The sequence below is a fragment of the Methylorubrum suomiense genome, assembly GCF_022179765.1.
Classification (GTDB): Bacteria; Pseudomonadota; Alphaproteobacteria; order Rhizobiales; family Beijerinckiaceae; genus Methylobacterium; species Methylobacterium suomiense.
This window is the reverse complement of record NZ_BPRE01000013.1, coordinates 47,005-65,891: the sequence shown is the minus strand read 5'-3', so window position 1 is coordinate 65,891 and position 18,887 is coordinate 47,005. Positions and strand designations below refer to the sequence as shown.

Below are 18,887 nucleotides of genomic sequence, written 5' to 3'. Positions count from 1 at the left end.
AGCGACCTTCAGGCTCCGATGGCTGAGGGCGCATGATGTCCCCGCCTGGATGAAACAGGCGGAGATCATGACGAATATCATTCAACTGAAAGATTACGACGGCGCCTCGTCGGCGTACCGGCTCTACGATGTCGGTCGGACCGGCCGCGAGGGCGCCGGGCGCACGCTTCGGGCACGAACCGACACCGAAGCGAAGGCGCTCGCCCTCAAGCTGCTCGGCGATCATCCGATCGAACTCTGGGACCGGACGCGCTTCATCGCCCGCTACTGGCCCGGCAACCTTCCGATGGCGATCTCGATCGAGGCCCGTCACTGATCGCGCCTCGCACACCGTCCCGACACCGCTGAACGAGGAGTCTTACGATGGCCAACGAGAAGAAGCGCGGCAACCGCGAGACGAAGAAGCCGAAGAAGACAGTGCCGAAAGTCATTGCCGCCGCCCCCTCGACCAAGGACATGGTTTCGGCTGCGATCCGATCCGCCAACCGTTAAGGCGCAGCCGACCTTCGTATCCGCATGCTGGGCTGTCTCTTTCGAGGGCCGAGGCATGTGGCTAGGCTGCTCGATGCTGGACCCCGGCGATCGCCATTGTCGTCGTCGCTGAGGGCGGACGGGGCGACCGTTCGCCTCATTCGGGTCGGGCAGCCGCACCCATGGCGGAGAGGCCGAGCGTGCGACCCGAGCCAGGGCCAGGCAAAGGCCATCATCAGACCCGCCCCTGTGCCCAGCTCGTTGTCGATCTTTAGCACTCAATCAAAACGATGCTTCTGAAACTTGATATCGAAGGAAAATCCCGCATCCGCTCGATTCACCGATGGTGAGGACCGCGATCCGAGCGGGATCTATCGGTTACCGCTTCTCGTTGAGCAGAACGCTGCCGATCGTTCGTTCGCTCCGTTGCGCGTGTATCGAGGCATGAGGCCTGCGGTGGGCCAAGTCTGGACATTGCCTCTGTCGCTTGCCTTCACATGGGTCGTTCTTTCGCCTACCGCCGTAGGGCAGGCGTCGTCGAACGACTTCCATCGACGCTTCCCGCGGTTCCGTTTCCGACTTGGCCTTGAGGGTGGGGTAGCCCCTGGGGCCCCGCACGCGTGAGACGGTTCGACCTGAACGTCGATGAATGAGCCGCCCGATCCTCACGCGTGGAACGGTGGTGGACCACCCGCATCATGCGATCGGCCTGCCCGTCCGCATGCCCCGCCTTCCGAAGGCCTTTGACGGACAGGATTGCCGCCCATCGTGACCGACACACCCAAAACCTCGCCCACGCTGGGCTGGGATGCGGCCTCTCGCTCGGAGATCACACAGCTGGCGCGCGACATCGCTCGGCACTGCGCCGCGTTCCGCGAGCCGATCCCCCGGCTCGCCCTTCGGCAGGTGGCCGACACGCTGCTTCCCTACCTGATCCTCTGTGCCCTCATGCTGGGCGCGGCGGCGAGCGGCTACGAATGGTTCGCCTTGCCGCTGGCAATCCCGGCGGGTGGGCTGCTGGTCAGACTCTTCATCATCCAGCACGATTGCGGGCACGGGTCGTTCCTGCCCTCGCGCCGCGGCAATGACGGGCTTGGCCGCGTCCTGAGCCTGTTGACGGTCACGCCTTACGACAGCTGGAAGCGGGCCCATGCCCTGCATCATGCCACGACCGGCGATCTCAGCCGGCGCGGCACGGGCGATGTCCATACCTTGACCGTGCGCGAGTATCTCGCTCTGCCGCGTTCGGCGCGGATTCGGTATCGCCTTTACCGAAACCCGTTCATCCTGATCGTGATCGGTTCACCCCTCAACTTCCTCCTGTTGCAGCGTCTGCCGACCGGTGTCGGGCTCCCATGGCGGACGGCGTGGCGTGATGTGATCGCGCTCGATGCCGCGCTTCTCGCCGCTCTGGCTCTGCTGGCGCTCGCCATCGGCAGTGTCGGGCCGGTGCTCTGGGTGTTCCTACCGGTGATCAGCGTCGCCGCCTGGATCGGGGGCTGGTTGTTCTACGTCCAGCACCAGTACGAGGAGACGGTTTGGGAGGAGGCGGAGGCCTGGGACTTCCACCGCGCGGCGCTCGGGGGCAGCTCGTACTATGCCTTACCGCGGGTGCTTCAGTGGTTCACGGGCAATGTCGGTCTGCACCACGTCCACCATCTCAACAGCCGCATCCCGAATTACCGCCTTCAGGAATGTCTCGACGGACATGAAGTGCTCGGGCGGGTGGGTCGCCTGACGTTGCGGGACAGCCTGAATTGCCTGAGGCTCGCCCTCTGGGACGAAAAGGCCCGGAAAATGATTGGTTTCGCGGATCTGCGACACCATCAACCCGCCTGACCGGCGGCGGCGTCTGCGCATTCGGGGCGGTGCGGCGCCCGTTCCATCCAGGCATGGCGTCCGGCAACCGCGACCCGGCTGCGGACTCGTCCCGGTCGATACACGACGCGCCACGCGCAAGCCGAGGCACGCCGCACGTTCGAAGCGGGCGGTGCGTCTCGAGCACCGCCCGCCTTCACGCCTCGATCATTCGGCCGCCATCGGCGTGGCCTCCACGGGGGCAACCCGCGCCGCGCAGAACTTGAACTCGGGGATCTTGCCGAGCGGGTCGAGGGCCGGATTGGTCAGGAGGTTGGCCGCAGCCTCGGCGTAGCAGAAGGGCATGAAGATCATGCCCGCCGGCACGTCCCGGTCGGAGCGGACCTTCAGCTCGACGGCGCCGCGGCGCGTCTCCAGCCGCATCGAGTCGCCGGGACGCAGGCCGAGGCGGTAGAGCTCCTTCGGCGCCATGAAGGCCACCGCTTCGGGCTCCAGCGCATCGAGCACCCCGGCGCGCCGGGTCATCGAGCCGGTGTGCCAATGCTCCAGCACGCGGCCGGTCGAGAGGACCATCGGATACTCGGCGTCCGGCACCTCGTCCGGCGGGACGATCGCCGCGGGGACGATCTTGGCGCGACCGCTCTCGGTCGGGAAGCCGGCGTAGAAGATGATCTCGTTGCCAGGCTGATCCGGGGCATCGACCGGGTAGGTCACCGCCCCCTCGCGCTCCAGACGCTCCCAGGTGATGTTGTTGAGAGACGGCATCACCCGCGCCATCTCGGCGAAGATGTCGGCCGGGCCCGTATAGGTCCAGTCGAGGCCCAGGCGCTTAGCCAGTTCCTGGATGATCCACCAATCCTGGCGCGCGTCGCCGGGGGGCGCGACCACCGGCTGGGCGATCTGCACGCGCCGGTCGGTGTTGGTGAAGGTGCCGGCCTTCTCGGCGAAGGCGGAGGCCGGCAGCACCACGTCGGCGTGGAAGGCGGTTTCGGTCAGGAACAGATCCTGCACCACGAGGTGGTCGAGCATCGCCAGGGCGTGGCGGGCATGGTTGAGGTCGGGGTCGGACATCGCCGGGTTCTCGCCCTCGACGAACATGCCCTTGATCTCGCCCGCATGGATCGCGCGCATGATCTCGACGACCGTGAGACCCCGCTGCGGATCGAGGGACTGACCCCAGAACTCCTCGAACAGCTCGCGCACCGCATCCTTCTCGACCGATTGATAGTCCGGATAGACCATCGGGATCAGGCCGGCGTCGGAGGCACCCTGAACATTGTTCTGGCCGCGCAGCGGGTGCAGGCCGGTGCCCGGCCGGCCGATCTGGCCGGTGATGAGGGCGAGCGCGATCAGGCAGCGCGAGTTGTCGGTGCCGTGGACGTGCTGGCTGACGCCCATGCCCCAGAAGATGATCGAGGACTTGGCCCGGGCGTAGAGCCGCGCCACCTCGCGCAGAGTCTCGGCGTCGATCCCGCAGACCGGCGCCATCTTCTCCGGGGTGAAGTCGACGATCTTCTCCTTCAACGCCTCGAAGTTCTCGGTGTAGCCGGCGATGTACTGCTCGTCGTAGAGCTTCTCCTCGACGATGACGTTCAGCATCGCGTTGAGCATCGCCACGTCGGTGCCGTTGCGGAACGCGAGGTGCTTGTAGGCGTGGCGCGACAGCGTCTGCCGCCGCGGGTCCATGATGATCAGCTTGGCGCCGCGCTGCTTGACCGCGTTCTTCAGGAAGGTCGCGGCGACCGGATGGTTCACGGTCGGGTTGGCGCCGATGACGACGATCACCTCCGCGTCGAGGGCCGCCGAGAACGGCGCGGTCACGGCGCCGGAATTGAGACCTTCCATCAGGGCCGCTACCGACGAGGCGTGGCACAGCCGGGTGCAGTGATCGACATTGTTGGTGCCGAAGCCGAGGCGCACGAGCTTCTGGAAGAGATAGGCCTCCTCGTTCGAGCCCTTGGCCGAGCCGAAGCCCGCGAGCGCCTTGCGCCCGTCGGTGTCACGGATCCGCTTGAGGCCACCCGCGGCGCGGTCGAGCGCCTCTTCCCAAGTCGCCTCGCGGAAATGGGTCCAGGGATTGGCCGGATCGACCTGATCGTTGGCGTCCTTCGGCACGTTCTCCAGGCGGATCAGCGGCACCGTCAGGCGATGGGGGTGGTGGACGTAGTCGAAGCCGAAGCGGCCCTTCACGCAGAGCCGATTGTGGTTGGCCGGGCCGTTGACGCCCTCGGCGTAGACGATCTTCTCGTCCTTGACCTTGTAGGAGACTTGGCAGCCGACGCCGCAATAGGGGCAGAGCGACTTCACTTCGCGGTCGGGATAGACCGTCCGGGTCTGGTTCGCATCGAGATAGGCCGAGGGCATCAGCGCACCCGTCGGGCAGGCCTGAACGCACTCACCGCAGGCGACGCAGGTCGAGGCGCCCATCGGATCGTCGAAGTCGAACACGATCTTAGCGTCTGCCGAGCGGTAGGCCATGCCGATGACGTCGTTGACCTGGACTTCGCGGCAGGCACGGACGCAGAGATTGCACTGGATGCAGGCGTCGAGGTTGACGCTCATGGCCGGGTGGCTGACGTCGCTCGACCAGCGCTCGGCGGCCGGGAAGCGGCTCTCGCTGACGTCGAGGTAATCGGCCTGGACCCAGAAATGCGACGACGGGTCGTGCGAGGTCTCCCGCTCGGGCTGATCGGCCACGAGCAGTTCCAGCACCATGGCGCGGGCCTTGGTGGCACGCTCCGTCGCCGTCTTCACCTTCATGCCGATGGCCGGCGTGCGCTTGCACGAGGCGGCGAGCACCCGCTCACCCTCGATCTCGACCATGCAGGCGCGGCAATTGCCGTCCGGGCGGTAGCCGGGCTCGGGCTTGTGGCAGAGATGCGGGATATGCGTGCCGAGGCGCTTCGAGACCGCCCAGATGGTCTCGCCGGGCTGCGCCTCGACCTGTTGGCCGTCGAGTTCGAACGTGATGGTCGCGGGCGCGACCGGGGCGTCCTTCAGGCCGAAGGTGCCCGTGGGTTCGGGCGCGGCCTGGCCGCCGGCCTTGGCGCCCTGCGAGTAGGCGCCGCCGGAACCCGGCTGCGGGCCGCCCACCGGACCGCCGGCATCCTGCCGGCCGCTGGCGCGTATCTCGGGCCGCTCGGTCTTGTCGCCGCGCACTTCGGGGCCGTTGCTCATGCGTCCGCTCCAGGCTCTGGCTTCGTCGGGGGCGTCGGGTTCGGGAGGAGGCTCGGGTCGGGCGTCATTCGGCCGCCACGGCCCGCGGCTCCGGGAAGAGGTCCGGAAAATACTTGATCACGGAGCTGACCGGGTTCGAGGCCGCCTGTCCGAGACCGCAGATCGAGGCGTCGCGCATGCACTGCGCAAGGTCGCCGAGAAGCTCGGTGTCCCACACGCCGTTCTCCATCAGCATGCGGGCCTTCTGGGTGCCCGAACGGCAGGGCGTGCACTGGCCGCAGGATTCGTCCTCGAAGAACCGCATCAGGTTCAGCGCGGCGCCGCGCACGTCGTCATGATCGGACAGGACCACGACCGCGGCCGAACCGATGAAGCAGCCGTATTTCTCCAGCGTGCCGAAATCGAGCGGGATGTCGTTCATGGAAGCCGGCAGGATGCCGCCCGACGCGCCGCCCGGCAGGTAGGCCGCGAAGGTGTGGCCCTCGCTCATGCCGCCGCAATACTCGTCGATCAGTTCCTGGATGGTCAGGCCCGCGGGGGCGAGCTTCACGCCCGGCTCCTTCACGCGGCCGGAGACCGAGTAGGAGCGCAGGCCGACCCGGCCGTTGCGGCCGTGGCTCTTCCACCAATCGGCGCCGCGCTCGATCAGGTCGCGCACCCAGAACAGGGTCTCGATGTTGTTGATCAGCGTCGGGCGGTTGAACAGGCCGACCTGGAACGGGAACGGCGGCTTGTGACGCGGCAGGCCGCGCTTGCCTTCCAGCGACTCGATCAGCGAGGATTCCTCGCCGCAGATATAGGCCCCCGCGCCGCGGCGCAGGTGGATGCGCGTGCCACCCTCGGGGAGCTTGGCGATCTCGCGGGTGAGGATCTCGCGGGAGATCGGGTACTCGTCGCGCAGATAGATGTAGACGTCGGTCGCCTCGACCACGTGGGCACCGATCAGCATGCCTTCCAGGAAGCGGTGCGGATCGGTGTTGAGGTAGAGCTGATCCTTGAAGGTGCCGGGTTCGCCCTCGTCGCCGTTGACCGCCATCAGCCGCGGGCCGGGCTCGCCGCGCACGGAGCGCCACTTGCGGCCGGTGGGGAAGCCGGCGCCGCCGAGACCGCGCAGGCCGCCATCGTCGAGGACCTTCAGGACGTCGTCGACCGGGAGCGCGCCGCCGCGCAGCCGCTCCAGAGTCGCGTAGCCGCCGCCGGCCCGGTAGGCGTCGTAATCGACGTAAGTGGGAATATGGGCGTGGGTGTCCTCGGCCTCGACCGCGGCGCGGACGGAGGCCAGATCGGCCTTGTGGAGGAAGTTGTGACCGACCTCGACCGCCGGGGCATGGTCGCACAGGCCGACGCAGGGCGCACGCACGACGCGGACGGCGTCGGACGCCAGTTCGCGCTGCAGCGTCTCGACCAGTTCGTCCGCGCCGAACATCGCGCAGGTGATGCTGTCGCAGACCCGAACGGTGAGGCGCGGGATGTTGGCCTCACCCTCCTTCACCACGTCGAAATGCGCGTAGAACGTCGCGGTCTCGAACACCTCCGCGAAGGCAAGGCTCATCTCGTCGGCGAGCGCGGCCAGATGGTCGGCGCTGATCTGACCGTAGGTGTCCTGGATCAGATGCAGGTGCTCGATCAGCAGATCGCGCTGGTGCGAGCGCGTGCCGAGCAGATCCTCGATCTCGACCTTGGCCTGCGGATCGACCTGACGGCCCTTCGGCACGGCGCGGGCGACGTTGCGGCCACGGCCCGGATGCGCAAAGCGCCGGACAGTTCCCGTATCCTCACTCATGGCGCGACCTGTGTTCCAGCTTGAAGGAGCGAACGGACGTGATGGTTGCGAGGGGCGTGGCTACTGGCCACCGAATGCCCGCAACGGCTGCCCGGCTTCCGAGCGATGTCGGGTCGTAACCGTGGCCGAAGTCTCGTCGAGCGACGCGATCCGGGGGCCGACCACGGCGTCGAGGTCCGTCTCGAACGCGTCGAGCGCGGCGTTCAAGCGCTCGAGCCGATCGGTGTCCGAGACCGCATCCGTTCCGGCACCGATGGCTGACAACAAGGCTTCTCGCACCTTGCTGATCAGTTCCTCCGTGAGCGGCGGCTTGGCTTCGGCGGCGTAAGCATCCGCCGCAGCGCTCGCCAGTCGGCTGGCATCCATGGACATGCCTACCCGGACACCTGAAGGAGGAACCTGCGCATTTCAAACCCGTTCATGCAACACCTGAGGTCCAGGCGATATAATGCAGGTCATATGTCGAATTGTCATTATATCAAATTGCATCTGAGGCATACCCCGCCAGCGTCTCGCGCATCCTATGTCCGGCGGCGGTTTTCTGAAGATCGTCTATTTCGCTATACACAAATATATACTAAAAAAATTATGAGAAGGCTGTCGTTGCAGGGCGCTGTGCATGCCTATTTTGTTTGTATCGAATTGTAAGTGGTGGTCTTTCGCTCGGATTAAGCCGGAATTGTCGATTTTTCGGAGTCCATTTGACAATTGCAATGTCTTGAAAGGTAAGTATCGAAAATGGTGGTGCAATCGTTGTTGCGCCTTCGCAAATCGCAAGTATCAAAATATTTCACAGCCGCTTCCGGCGCAATAAACCACGAGATCTTATTGTGTATTTGCGCTCACAATCGAGGACTCATCGCAAGGATTCGGGAGTGAGCCGCGTGGGATGCCTGGAGCGCCGCAGAAGCATCACGCCGGGTCAAAGATGAGAGATCAATGTGGGTGCTGAGGTATTTAAGCCTCAGCGATTTGAGAACTGGTACAGTTTGAGAGTTTACGGCAAAATTTTTCACGTTCCGTTGTCGAGATACAGAATTGGTCGCCGTCGAAGCGGGTCAATCCGTCGGCAGGAACGTGACGGAGGTTCCGCCCCGGCCTGGCGCCGATCACCGCGCGCCCCAGAATGGCGGGCGGCTTTCGCCGGCCCGCGCAGAGGCAACGTGAGCGCGGCATGAGGCGTCGAGCGCCCTTCGATCGAACAGGTCCGGCGAGGCTCGATCTTTGCTAAACCCTCGGCAGGTCCATATCGGGGGAACCAGAGAATGCGGTTCAAGCTCGGCTGCAGCCTTGCCTACGAGATCAAAGCGCCCACGACCTTCATCTTCAACGTGGAGGTCGCCCATCTGAAGAGCCTCGCGATCCACAGCGAGACATTGACGCTCAGCCCCGATCTCAAACGCGAGGTGTACGTCACCCCCGATCTCAAGAATCGCTACCTCGGCGTGAATGCCGGGATCGGTCCCTTCTCGGTCGAGTACAACGCCGAGGTCGAACTCGCAGTCGTGCGGGCCGATCCGGAGACGATCCGTGAGACCCCGGTGGCGGAATTGCCCATCGACATTCTTCCCTTCCTGCTGCCGAGCCGCTTCGTCTCCTCCGACCGCCTGACGCCCTTTGCCCTGGCTGAGTTCGGGCATCTCCCCAAGGGCCACAAGCGGGTGAACGCGATCTGCAACTGGATCCACGACAACATCGCCTATCAGCGGGGCGCCAGCGACGGTGAGACGACCGCCGATGAGAGCCTGCTCAAGCGGGCAGGCGTGTGCCGGGACTTTGCGCATATCGGAACGGCCTTCTGCCGTGCGCTCGGCATCCCGGCTCGCTTCGTCAGTTGCTATGCCTATGGCTTGGTCCCGCGCGACTTCCACGCCGTGTTCGAGGCCTATCTCGACGGGCGCTGGTGGCTGTTCGACGCGACGCGGCAAGCGCATCTGGACGGGCTGGTGCGTATCGGCATCGGGCGCGACGCGGCCGAGATCGCCTTCGCGACGCCCTTCGGCGAGATGGAGCCGACCGGCATGGAGATTCGGATCGACCGTGCCGATGGCGGCCCGGAGCCGACCGAGCGCACGATCGACGCCATCTCGACGGAGGAGCCTGCGCCGCATGCAGGGGCTGTCTGACGGATGGGCCGGGAGCGATGATGCGTCCCTCGATCTCGGCGTGGGCCGGCATCGCCTGATCTGATCGTCGCAATGGACAACCCAGAGGCGAGCCTCTGGGGCACAATCGTGGACCTGCTGCCGATCGCGCGGCAGCGGTTCATCTCGGGAGGGGGTTCCTACGCCTCGTCCAGCGCAACAGAACTGCGACGGGGCCGGAGAGCCGGACAACGATCCTGCGCCGCTGGCCAGACACGATCGGCACGCCCACCCCATGCAACGCGAAGTAGCCGTATCGTCCCGAGCGGTACCTCGGCGCTGCGAATTCGGCCGCTCTTCAATCTGATCGCGTCGGCGTTGCTCAGGATGCTGCCCAGGTGAGAATCAGCAGCCCACCCAGAAACATTCCGTAGGTAGCCAGGAGAGCCGAGATTTCACGGTGCTGCAGAATGAGGGTGCGGGACGCGGACATCATGGGTCAGGGCCAAGCGCTGGATTGCCGGCGCAGTGAATAGCGAATTCCTTGCGGCTTTGAAGACGGACTGACTACTCACCGCAACGAAATGGTTGGTGTTGCACGGCTGTGACTCTTCGAACGGCATGCCGGAAGCCGGCGAGAAGCCGCAAGCCGTTCAACCATTGCAGAACAACCGCCCTGCCCCCATTTCGAGATCATGCCGATCGCGACTCCATCGCTGGATCGGCCGCGGCCACGATGCCGGAACGCGGGTGACGCCGGATGTACGCGCACCTTTGTTTCGACGCCCGTGGCCGTTTTCTTTTCGCCATCGCGCCGGTTGCGCCATCTTGGGCTCCCACGCTGAGGCCGCCCGTAGACGGGTTCGCCCCGTTCTGCGCGGTCACCGCCCCTACCCAATGAAGCCGTTTCCCTGAACCCGTCGCGCTCGGCGCCGCGTCGGGCTTCACGCTCCGGGCGGCATCGCCGAACACGATAGTGTCGCGCTGTGCAGCCCGGGCCACTGGCCTCAAGCCGCGCGGGCGGGGGCTCGGCGGACCGGGGTGTTGCCCGCGATGTGGTAGGGCGCTTGGCTGCGCGGCAACGGGGTTCGGCCGCGGATGCGGTCGGCGATCTTCTCCGCGATCATGATCGTTGGTGCATTGAGATTGCCGGTCACGATGGTCGGCATGATCGACGCGTCGATCACCCGCAGTCCATCCAGCCCGTGAACGCGGCCCTGGCCGTCGACCACCGCCATCGCATCCTCTCCCATCTTGCAGGAGCAGGAGGGGTGATAGGCTGTCTCGGCGTGCTGGCGCACGAAGTCGTCCAGTTCGGCGTCGGTCTGGCGATCCTTCCCGGGGCTGATCTCGCGGCCGCGATACGGGTCGAGGGCGGATTGGCCGATGATCTCGCGGGTGATGCGGATCGCGTCACGGAACTCGCGCCAATCCTGCTCCGTCGACATGTAGTTGAACAGGATGCTCGGATGGGCGTGCGGATTGCGCGAGGTCAGGCGGATTCGTCCCCGGCTCGGCGAGCGCATCGAGCCGACATGGGCCTGGAAGCCGTGGGCTTTGACCGCATTGGTGCCGTTGTAGCTGATCGCCACGGGAAGGAAGTGGTACTGCAGGTTCGGCCACGCGAATTCCGAACTCGAACGGATGAATCCGCCGGCCTCGAACTGGTTGCTGGCGCCGATCCCGGTGCCGAGGAACATCCATTCCGCGCCGATCGCCGGCTGGTTCCAGGGGCGCAGCGCCGGAGCGAGGGAGACCGGCTTCAGGCACTCGTACTGCACGTACATCTCGAGATGGTCCTGCAGGTTCTGCCCGACGCCGGGCAGATCGAGCACCACCGGCACGTCGAGGTCGCGCAGCCAATCGGCGGGACCGACGCCGGAACGCTGCAGGATCTGCGGCGAGGCGATGGCGCCCGCGCAGAGCAAGACCTCGCGACGCGCCCGGGCGACGACGGCCTCTCGACCCTTGCCATGCAGGTATTTCACACCGGTGGCACGGCGACCTTCGAAGAGAATCTGATCCGTCGTCGCGTGGGTGACGATGGTCAGGTTCGGCCGGCCCTTGGCCTGATCGAGATAGCCCCGCGCGGTGCTGGAGCGGCGGCCCTTCGGGGTGACGCTGCGGTCCATCGGACCGAAGCCTTCCTGCTGATAGCCGTTGAGATCGTCCGTGCGGGGATAGCCGGCCTGGACGCCGGCCTCGATCATCGCCTCGAACAGGACGTTGCGACCGGGCTTGGCCGTCGTGACGCTCAGGGGACCGTCATCGCCGTGATAATCGTTGGCGCCCGCGTCGCGGCTCTCGGCCTTGCGGAAATAGGGCAGGCAATCGTGGTACGACCAATCGCCGAGGCCGGGCGCCTGCGCCCAGGCGTCGTAATCCATGGCGTTGCCGCGAATGTAACACATGCCGTTGATGAGCGAGGAACCGCCGAGTCCCTTGCCGCGGCCGCATTCCATCCGCCGACCGCCCATATGCGGCTCGGGATCCGTGAGATAGGCCCAGTTGTAGCGCCGACCCTGGAGCGGGAAGGCGAGCGCCGCGGGCATCTGGGTGCGGAAATCGAACCGGTAATCGGTTCCGCCGGCTTCGAGCAGCAGCACGGTGGTGTGCGCATCCTCGGTCAGCCGTGTGGCCAGCACGTTCCCGGCCGAGCCGGCGCCGACGATTACGAAATCGTATTCCTGCGTCATGATCGGATGATCCGTGAAAGGGTACGGTCGCGTCTCAGAAGACGGCTGCGAAATCGGACAGTTCGACTTGGATCGATTTGACCTGCGTGTAGCGCTCCAGGGTCTCGACGCCGTTCTCGCGGCCGATCCCCGATTGCTTGTACCCGCCGACCGGCATCTCGGGCGGAGACTCGCCCCAGGTGTTGATCCAGCAGATCCCGGCTTGGAGCCCGTGGACGAGGCGGTGGGCGCGCTCCAGCCGCGTCGTCACGACGCCCGCGGCGAGGCCGTAGGCCGTGGCGTTGGCGCGGGCGAGCACCTCCGCCTCGGTCTCGTAGGCGAGGATGCTCATCACCGGCCCGAAGATCTCCTCGCGCACGATCTCCATGTCGTCGGCGCAGTCGGTGAAGACCGTCGGGGCGACGTAGGCGCCGGCGGCGAGCGTCCCGCCCGGCGGCTCGCCGCCGGTGAGGAGGCGTGCCCCCTGACGCAGGCCTGAGCGGATGAAGCCGAGCACCTTGTCCCGGTGGGCGAAGCTCGCGAGCGGGCCGAAATTGGTTGCCTCGTCGAGGGGATCGCCCACACGGATGCGGGCGACGCGGGCGAGCACGCGCTCCTCGAAGGCGCCCTTGAGAGCCGCGGGCACGAACACGCGCGTGCCGTTGGTGCAGACCTGGCCCGAGCTGAAGAAATTGGCGGCCAGCGCGATGTCGGCGGCCCGATTAAGGTCGGCGTCGTCCAGAACGATCAGCGGCGACTTGCCGCCGAGTTCGAGGGTCACCTCCCGCAGCGGCGCCGCGGCGGCGCTGGCCATGATGCGAGTGCCCGTGGCGGTGCCCCCGGTGAACGAGATCTTTGCGATGCCGGGATGGCCGGTGAGCCACGCGCCGATTTCCGGCCCAAGCCCGGCCAGCACGTTGAACACACCGTCGGGCAGGCCCGCCTCGGTGTAGATCTCGGCCAGCGCGAAGGCCGAGAGCGGCGTCACCTCGCTCGGCTTGAAGATCATCGCATTGCCGGCCGCCAGCGCCGGGGCCGACTTCCACAGGGCGATCTGGATCGGATAGTTCCAGGCACCGATGCCGGCGACGATGCCGAGCGGCTCGCGCCGCGTATAGACGAAGGAAGTCTCCCGCAACGGGATCTGTCGGCCTTCGAGCGCCGGGGCGAGGCCGGCATAATATTCGAGCACGTCGGCACCGGTGACGATGTCGACATGGCGGGTTTCGGCAATCGGCTTGCCGGTATCCAGGGTCTCGAGGCGCGCCAGCGCGTCGTTGCGCTCCCGCAGGATCGCGACCGCCCGGTGCAGCACCCGGCCGCGCTCCCGCGCCGGCATGCGCGCCCATACGGCCTGCCCCTCGGCCGCGCTGGCCAAGGCCGCCTCGAGGTCGGCGCGGGTCGCGTGCTCGACCTGGGCCAGAACCGTTCCGTCGGCGGGATTGATCGAGGCGAAGGTCCGGCGTCCGTCATCGCGGGCGACGCTGCCGCCGATATAGGGACGGAGGGGTTGGTTGAGGTTCATGACGTCACGTTCGCGAGCGGAAGGCATCGATGCGGGCGGCGGGTCAGGCGTTTTTCCGCAGAAGCGCCCGGTAGATCTCGCCGTGATCGCAGAGCCCCGCGAAGCGCCCCGTCTCGTCCACGAAGACGAGCGGATGACGGGCGCGGTCGCGCAGGGCGATCACCGTCTTGAGCGGCAGGTCGGACCGGACAACGACGAGCCCGTCGGCCTCGCCGCCATCGGTCGCAAGCGCCACCGGCCGGCCCTCGACCTCCGCCGCAGCCGGCCGACCGGCCGCATCGAGGGTCAGACGCAGGCCGGACGATCCGTGGAGCAGGAGCATATCGCCCTCGACCGGGAGGTCGTGGGCCGGGCGCATCACCGCCTCCGCGGTCAGCACATCGAGCGGATTCATGTGCTTGACGAATTCGGCCACGTAATCGTTGGCCGGCCGCAGCAGGATGTCGGCGGCGGTGCCGAACTGTACGACGTGCCCGCCCTCCATGATGGCGATGCGGTTGCCGATCTTCAGCGCCTCCGACAGGTCGTGGCTGACAAAGACGATGGTCTTGTGAAGTTTGCGCTGAAGATCGAGCAGATCGTCTTGGAGCTTGTCGCGGATCAGCGGATCCAGGGCGGAGAACGGCTCATCCATCAGCAGGATGTCGGCGTCGGTGGCGAACGCGCGGGCGAGGCCGACGCGCTGCTGCATGCCGCCGGACAGTTCCTGCACGGTCTTGTCGGCCCAGCCCGACAGCCCGACCATGGCGAGCTTCTCGTCGACGATGCGGGCGCGCTCAGGTCCGCCAACGCCGCGCAGTTCGAGCCCGAAGCCGACATTGTCGCGCACGCTGCGCCAGGGCAGCAGGCCGAATTGCTGGAACACCATCGAAACGGTGTTGAGCCGAATGTCGCGCAAGGTGGCGGATCTGCACGTCGTGACGTCGACCGGTTGGCCGCGGTGATGCACGAGGACGCTGCCGCGGGCGACGCGGTTCAAGCCGTTGATCGCCCGGAGCACGGTCGACTTGCCCGAACCCGACAGGCCCATCAGCACGCAGATCTCACCGCGGCGGATGTCGAGATTGACCTTGAAGGTGCCCATGAGGGCGCCGACCTGCTCGCGGATGTGCTCGCGGCCCTCGCCTCGATCGGACAGGGCCAGCGCCTTGGCGATGTTGCGGCCGAAGACGATGTCCACGTTTCGCAATTCGACCGCGTTCTCGGTCCTGTCGGCCGCCACGAGCGGCGTGGCGGCATCGAGGTCGAAGGCGTTCAAGGGCGCGACCGTCATCGGGTAGCCTTTCGGACACGGGGTGCGGGCCGTTTGCACACGCGATCGAGGATGATCGCGAGCACCACGATGGAGAGGCCCGCCTCGAAGCCCATCGCGATGTTGACCGTGTTGAGGGCGCGCACCACCGGCTTGCCGAGGCCGTCGGCCCCGACGAGGGCGGCGATGACCACCATCGACAGGCTGAGCATGATGCATTGGGTCACGCCGGCCAGGATCGTCGGCAGGGCGTGAGGCAGCTCGACCTTGAACAGCATCTGCGTCCGGGTCGCGCCGTAGGCGAGCGCTGCCTCGCGCAGGCTGGTCGGGACCGAGGCGATGCCGAGCTGCGTCAGGCGGATCGGCGCCGGGAGCGCGAAGATGACGGTGGAGATGATGCCCGGCACCGTGCCGAGGCCGAACAGCACCAGCGTCGGGATCAGGTAGACGAAGGTCGGGATCGTCTGCATCAGATCGAGGATCGGCCGGATCGCCGCGTAGAAGACCGGGCGATGCGCCGCCGCGATGCCCACGGGCACGCCGATCAGCACGCAGGTGAGCGTTGACCACAGCACGAGGGAGAGCGTCTCCATCGTGGCATCCCAGTAGCCGAGATTGACCACTAAGAGCAGCGAGAGAACGATGAAGAGCGAGAGCGCGAGCGAGCGGTGCAGCCAGTAGGCGGCGGCGGCGAAGGCCCCGATCAAACCGAGCGGCGGCACCATTTGAAGCGCCTGCGTCAGCCCGTCCACCGTCGCGCTGAGAACGACGGAGATGAAGTCGAACACAGCCTGAGCATGCACGTTCAGGAAATCGACCAGGGCCTTGAGCCAGATGCCGAGGGAAAGCTTGTGATCGACGATCCAGTCGTACATGGGCGCCTCCGCGTGGCAGGGAGTGAGGGGGCGATCGCCGGGGCGGTCCGGCGTCAGCGCAGGAGGCTGGCTCGCGCGGCCGGCAGCGCGGGCTTTCCGTCGAAGGTCTCGACGCCGTCGAGCCAGCGCGACCAGATCTCGGGATTGTCCTTCAGCCACGCGGCAGCGGCTTTTTCGGGCGGCATCCCGTCGAGCAGGATTTTGCCCATGACGACGTTCTCGGTCGTCAGATCGAAGGTGAGGTTTTTGAAGAACCGCCCGAGATTGGGGCATTCCGCAGCGTAGCCGGCGCGGAGATTGGTGAAGATCTCGGCTCCGCCAAAATTCGGACCGAAGGTGTCGTCACCGCCGGACAGATACTTGATCTTGAACTTGGTGTTCATCGGGTGCGGCTCCCAGCCCAGGAACAGCACCGGTTCCTTGCGCTGGATCGCCCGCTCGACCTGGGCCAGCATGCCCTGCTCGCTCGACTCGACGATGTCGAAATTGCCGAGGCCGTACTTGTTGTCCTTGATGATGCCGAGGATCGTTCGGTTGCCGTCGTTGCCCGGTTCGATCCCGTAGATCTTGCCCTTCAACGGGCGGCGGAACTTGGTGATGTCGGCGAAGCTTTGTAGTCCCTGCTCGTAAAGATAGTCAGGAACCGCGAGGGTGTACTTGGCTCCTGTAAGATTCGGGCCGAGCACTTCGACCTTGCCCTGCTCCAGATACGGTTTCCGGTCCGCCTCCATGGTCGGCATCCAATTGCCGAGGAAGGCATCGATGTTCTTCGAGCCCATCGATGCGTAGGTGACGGGCACCGACAGGATCTGCGTTTTGGGGCCGTACCCGATGCTTTCGAGCAGGCTCGACGCGAGCGCGGTCGTCGCGGAGATGTCGGTCCATCCCACATCGGAGAAGCGGACGGTTCGGCAGGCGGCCGGATCGGCGGCGGCTCCTGTGGCCAATGTCGCGAGGGCGAAGCCGGCATAAAGGGCGCGGACAGAGAAGCGTGTCATGCGAGCCTTCTCAATGCTCGCCCGATTCGGGCGGGAAATTTCTTGAACGCTCGTTCAATACCAACTTATGTACGGGTGTCACGCAAAAAATTTCAGCATTACGTGCCTATGTCTCAGCACTCTGCCGTTACGTGCTGCATTGCGGCACGCAGAGTAGCTTTCTTTTGCGTCGCACCGTGTGGGCGGCGATGGCTCGACTCTTGCCAGTGCATTATTTTTGAATGACCATTCAATGCGTCACTAGGAGACGAGGATGACCGCCCCGCAATCGGCCGAGAGCTTCGAAGAGGCCCGTCGGCGCCACCTGATCCAGGCGACGATCGAGACTTTGGGCGATGTCGGTTTTCGCGCCGCCTCCCTGAGCGAGATCGCGCGGCGCGCCAAAGTCTCGACAGGGCTGTTCGCCCATTATTTCGGCGACAAGGACGGATTGTTGGAGGCAACGCTCCGCTTCATGGCCGCCAGTCTCACCCGGGCCACCGCCGAGGGCTTGCGCAAGGCGGCGACCCGGCGGGACCGCCTGTTTGCCGTGAGTGACGCCGCCCTCTCCGACGACCAGTTCGAGAGCCGCACCAGCGCGGTCTGGCTCGCCTTCTGGGGGCAGCTGACCCATTCGGAGCGCTACAAGCGGGTCCAGCGAATCTACCAGCGGCGCATGACGGCCAACCTGCGCCACGGTCTCAAGGGGATGGTCGCACCGGATTGTGTGCCCGCTTACGCCACGATGATCGCCGCGATGATCGATGGCCTCTGGCTGCGCTCGCATATCGGCGACGGCGCGATCGGGAGCGACGGGGCGAGCGCCCGTGCTCTCGTCCGCTCCTTCATCGATGGCCTGCTGGCCGCCCCCACCGCCGGGATCGAGGCCGAGCCGGTCCGGCCGCTCCCCCTGTTGCTGCCCGAACCGCCGCCGGAACCGCTTCTGTTCGTCAGCCCCGTCACCGGCATCGGCAACACCCGCCTCGCCCCCGCCCGCGACACCGAGATCCGCCGCGGGGTACAGGATGCCAGGCGCGGCGCCTCGGAATGGGCCGGGATGCATCCGGCCGAGCGCTCCGAGGTGTTCCAGCGATGCGCCGAGGCACTCCGGCGGGACGGCGCCTCGCTGGCCCATGGCGAGAGCCTGGAGACCGGCCGGCCGCTGCGGATCACGGGTGGCCCCGACCTCGCCTGTGCCATCGCTTCGCTGGAGCGCGCAGCCGGGCTCGCGGCGGGCCTTGCTCCGTCCCGGATCGAACTCGCGGGCGGTCGGGAATGCCGGACCCGTCACCGTCCCGCCGGACTCGTCGCGGCGCATATCCCGTGGAGCCGTTGCCTCGTCGAACTGTGCCAATCCGCGGCGTGGCTCGCGCAGGGCAACGCGGTGATCGCCTGCGCGGACGGGCAGGCCGGCGAGACCGCCGATCGCCTGCTCGGTCTCTTCCGGAAGGCGGGTCTGCCCGAGGGGGCCCTCGTGCTGCTGCGCGGAGACGCGCTCTCGCTGCGGCTCCTCGAGCGGCAACCCGAGGTGCTTCGCACCGAAGCTCTGCGCTTCGTGGACGGCGCGTCGGACCCGGATGGGACATTCTGGGCGACGCGCCCGAAGGGTACCGCCCTGATCCTATCGGGGGCCGACCCGGAGCGCGCCGCCGCGCGCCTCCTCGACGCAACGGCCGCGTGGCGCGCCACGGATTTCCTGAGCGAGACGATCGTCTACGTCCACGAGACCGCGCGCGCCGGTCTCGTGGAATGTCTGGCCGAGGGCGCGGACCAGCTGCGCGCCGGTGATCCCCGGGATCCCGCGACCGATCTCGGGCCCCTGTTGTCGGAGCGGCACCGCGCCTGGGTGCTGGAATTGATCGCCGCCGATTGCCGATCCGGCGCCCGATTGGTGACCGGCGGTCGTGCCCTGCCGCGGCGGGACGGCGCGCCCGTCTGTCTGGCCCCGACCGTGCTCGATGGCTGCAACGAGGACTCGACACTGGTGCGAACCTCCAGCTTCGCGCCGGTGGTGACACTGATCCCCTTCGCCGATACGGATGCGCTCGTAGGGCGCCTGCGGCGTGGGCCGTCGGACGGGGCCGTGGCCCTGTTCGCGGGCGAGGCGGACCGGGCCCAGGCCGTCGCCGAGCGGCTCGACCGCGCCCTCGTCGTCGTCAACGACGAGGGATGGGGCACGCTTCCCTGTGCGGCCGCAGAGGCAGTGGTCCACGCCCACCCCCGGCGCATCGTCGCCCCTCGCGGCTGAAC

13 protein-coding genes are annotated in these 18,887 nt (G+C 66.6%); 5 read left to right on the top strand and 8 right to left on the bottom strand.

All coding sequences use genetic code 11. The features are described 5' to 3' along the window. The first annotated feature begins 67 nt into the window (after positions 1 to 67). The 3 genes from MFF26_RS18835 (at position 68) to MFF26_RS18830 (ending at position 2,310) form a co-directional block, all read left to right on the top strand. A complete protein-coding gene (locus tag MFF26_RS18835) occupies positions 68 to 316 on the top strand; it encodes a hypothetical protein (protein ID WP_238308306.1) in 249 nt (82 codons plus the stop codon). Between the two features lie 47 nt (positions 317 to 363). After that, on the top strand, positions 364 to 492 hold the full coding sequence (locus MFF26_RS26505; protein WP_281405157.1) for a hypothetical protein: 129 nt from the start codon (positions 364 to 366) through the stop codon (positions 490 to 492). 747 nt (positions 493 to 1,239) lie between these two features. Next, positions 1,240 to 2,310, top strand: coding sequence for a fatty acid desaturase (locus tag MFF26_RS18830; RefSeq protein ID WP_238308305.1), 1,071 nt, complete (start codon positions 1,240 to 1,242; stop codon positions 2,308 to 2,310). 186 nt (positions 2,311 to 2,496) lie between these two features. Here MFF26_RS18830 and fdhF read toward each other — a convergent pair whose 3' ends face one another. The 3 genes from fdhF to MFF26_RS18815 all read right to left on the bottom strand — a co-directional run bounded on the left by fdhF (position 2,497) and on the right by MFF26_RS18815 (position 7,621). Beyond that, positions 2,497 to 5,466 (bottom strand): formate dehydrogenase subunit alpha, encoded by a 2,970-nt coding sequence (gene fdhF / locus MFF26_RS18825; protein ID WP_137827711.1) that lies wholly within the window; start codon positions 5,464 to 5,466, stop codon positions 2,497 to 2,499. A gap of 64 nt (positions 5,467 to 5,530) precedes the next feature. Further along, positions 5,531 to 7,249, bottom strand: coding sequence for an NAD(P)H-dependent oxidoreductase subunit E (locus tag MFF26_RS18820; protein WP_238308304.1), 1,719 nt, complete (start codon positions 7,247 to 7,249; stop codon positions 5,531 to 5,533). A 60-nt stretch (positions 7,250 to 7,309) separates the two neighbouring features. After that, on the bottom strand, positions 7,310 to 7,621 hold the full coding sequence (locus tag MFF26_RS18815) for a hypothetical protein (protein WP_137827713.1): 312 nt from the start codon (positions 7,619 to 7,621) through the stop codon (positions 7,310 to 7,312). A gap of 893 nt (positions 7,622 to 8,514) precedes the next feature. On the opposite strand from MFF26_RS18815, the gene MFF26_RS18810 reads away from it, so the two are divergent. Then, complete coding sequence (locus MFF26_RS18810) at positions 8,515 to 9,375, top strand: transglutaminase-like domain-containing protein (protein WP_137827714.1); 861 nt, start codon at positions 8,515 to 8,517, stop codon at positions 9,373 to 9,375. A 965-nt stretch (positions 9,376 to 10,340) separates the two neighbouring features. Here MFF26_RS18810 and betA read toward each other — a convergent pair. From betA to MFF26_RS18785, 5 genes are read right to left on the bottom strand one after another with little or no spacing between them, the layout of a single operon-like run. Then, positions 10,341 to 12,029: a choline dehydrogenase gene (gene betA, locus MFF26_RS18805; protein WP_137827715.1), complete on the bottom strand. Its 1,689-nt coding sequence runs from the start codon at positions 12,027 to 12,029 to the stop codon at positions 10,341 to 10,343. 34 nt (positions 12,030 to 12,063) lie between these two features. After that, positions 12,064 to 13,533, bottom strand: coding sequence for a betaine-aldehyde dehydrogenase (gene betB / locus MFF26_RS18800; RefSeq protein WP_137827716.1), 1,470 nt, complete (start codon positions 13,531 to 13,533; stop codon positions 12,064 to 12,066). A gap of 43 nt (positions 13,534 to 13,576) precedes the next feature. After that, positions 13,577 to 14,806: a choline ABC transporter ATP-binding protein gene (gene choV / locus MFF26_RS18795; RefSeq protein WP_137827717.1), complete on the bottom strand. Its 1,230-nt coding sequence runs from the start codon at positions 14,804 to 14,806 to the stop codon at positions 13,577 to 13,579. Further along, positions 14,803 to 15,660, bottom strand: a complete 858-nt coding sequence (gene choW / locus MFF26_RS18790) for a choline ABC transporter permease subunit (protein WP_137827718.1) — start codon at positions 15,658 to 15,660, stop codon at positions 14,803 to 14,805. Before choW ends, choV begins: the two co-directional genes overlap by 4 nt. Before the next feature lie 53 nt (positions 15,661 to 15,713). Next, entirely contained in the window at positions 15,714 to 16,658 is a 945-nt protein-coding gene (locus tag MFF26_RS18785) for a choline ABC transporter substrate-binding protein (protein WP_137827719.1), read from the bottom strand. A gap of 253 nt (positions 16,659 to 16,911) precedes the next feature. Here MFF26_RS18785 and betI point away from each other — a divergent pair, with 253 nt between their 5' ends. After that, positions 16,912 to 18,885 (top strand): transcriptional regulator BetI, encoded by a 1,974-nt coding sequence (betI, locus tag MFF26_RS18780; RefSeq protein WP_137827720.1) that lies wholly within the window; start codon positions 16,912 to 16,914, stop codon positions 18,883 to 18,885. Positions 18,886 to 18,887: the final 2 nt, after the last annotated feature.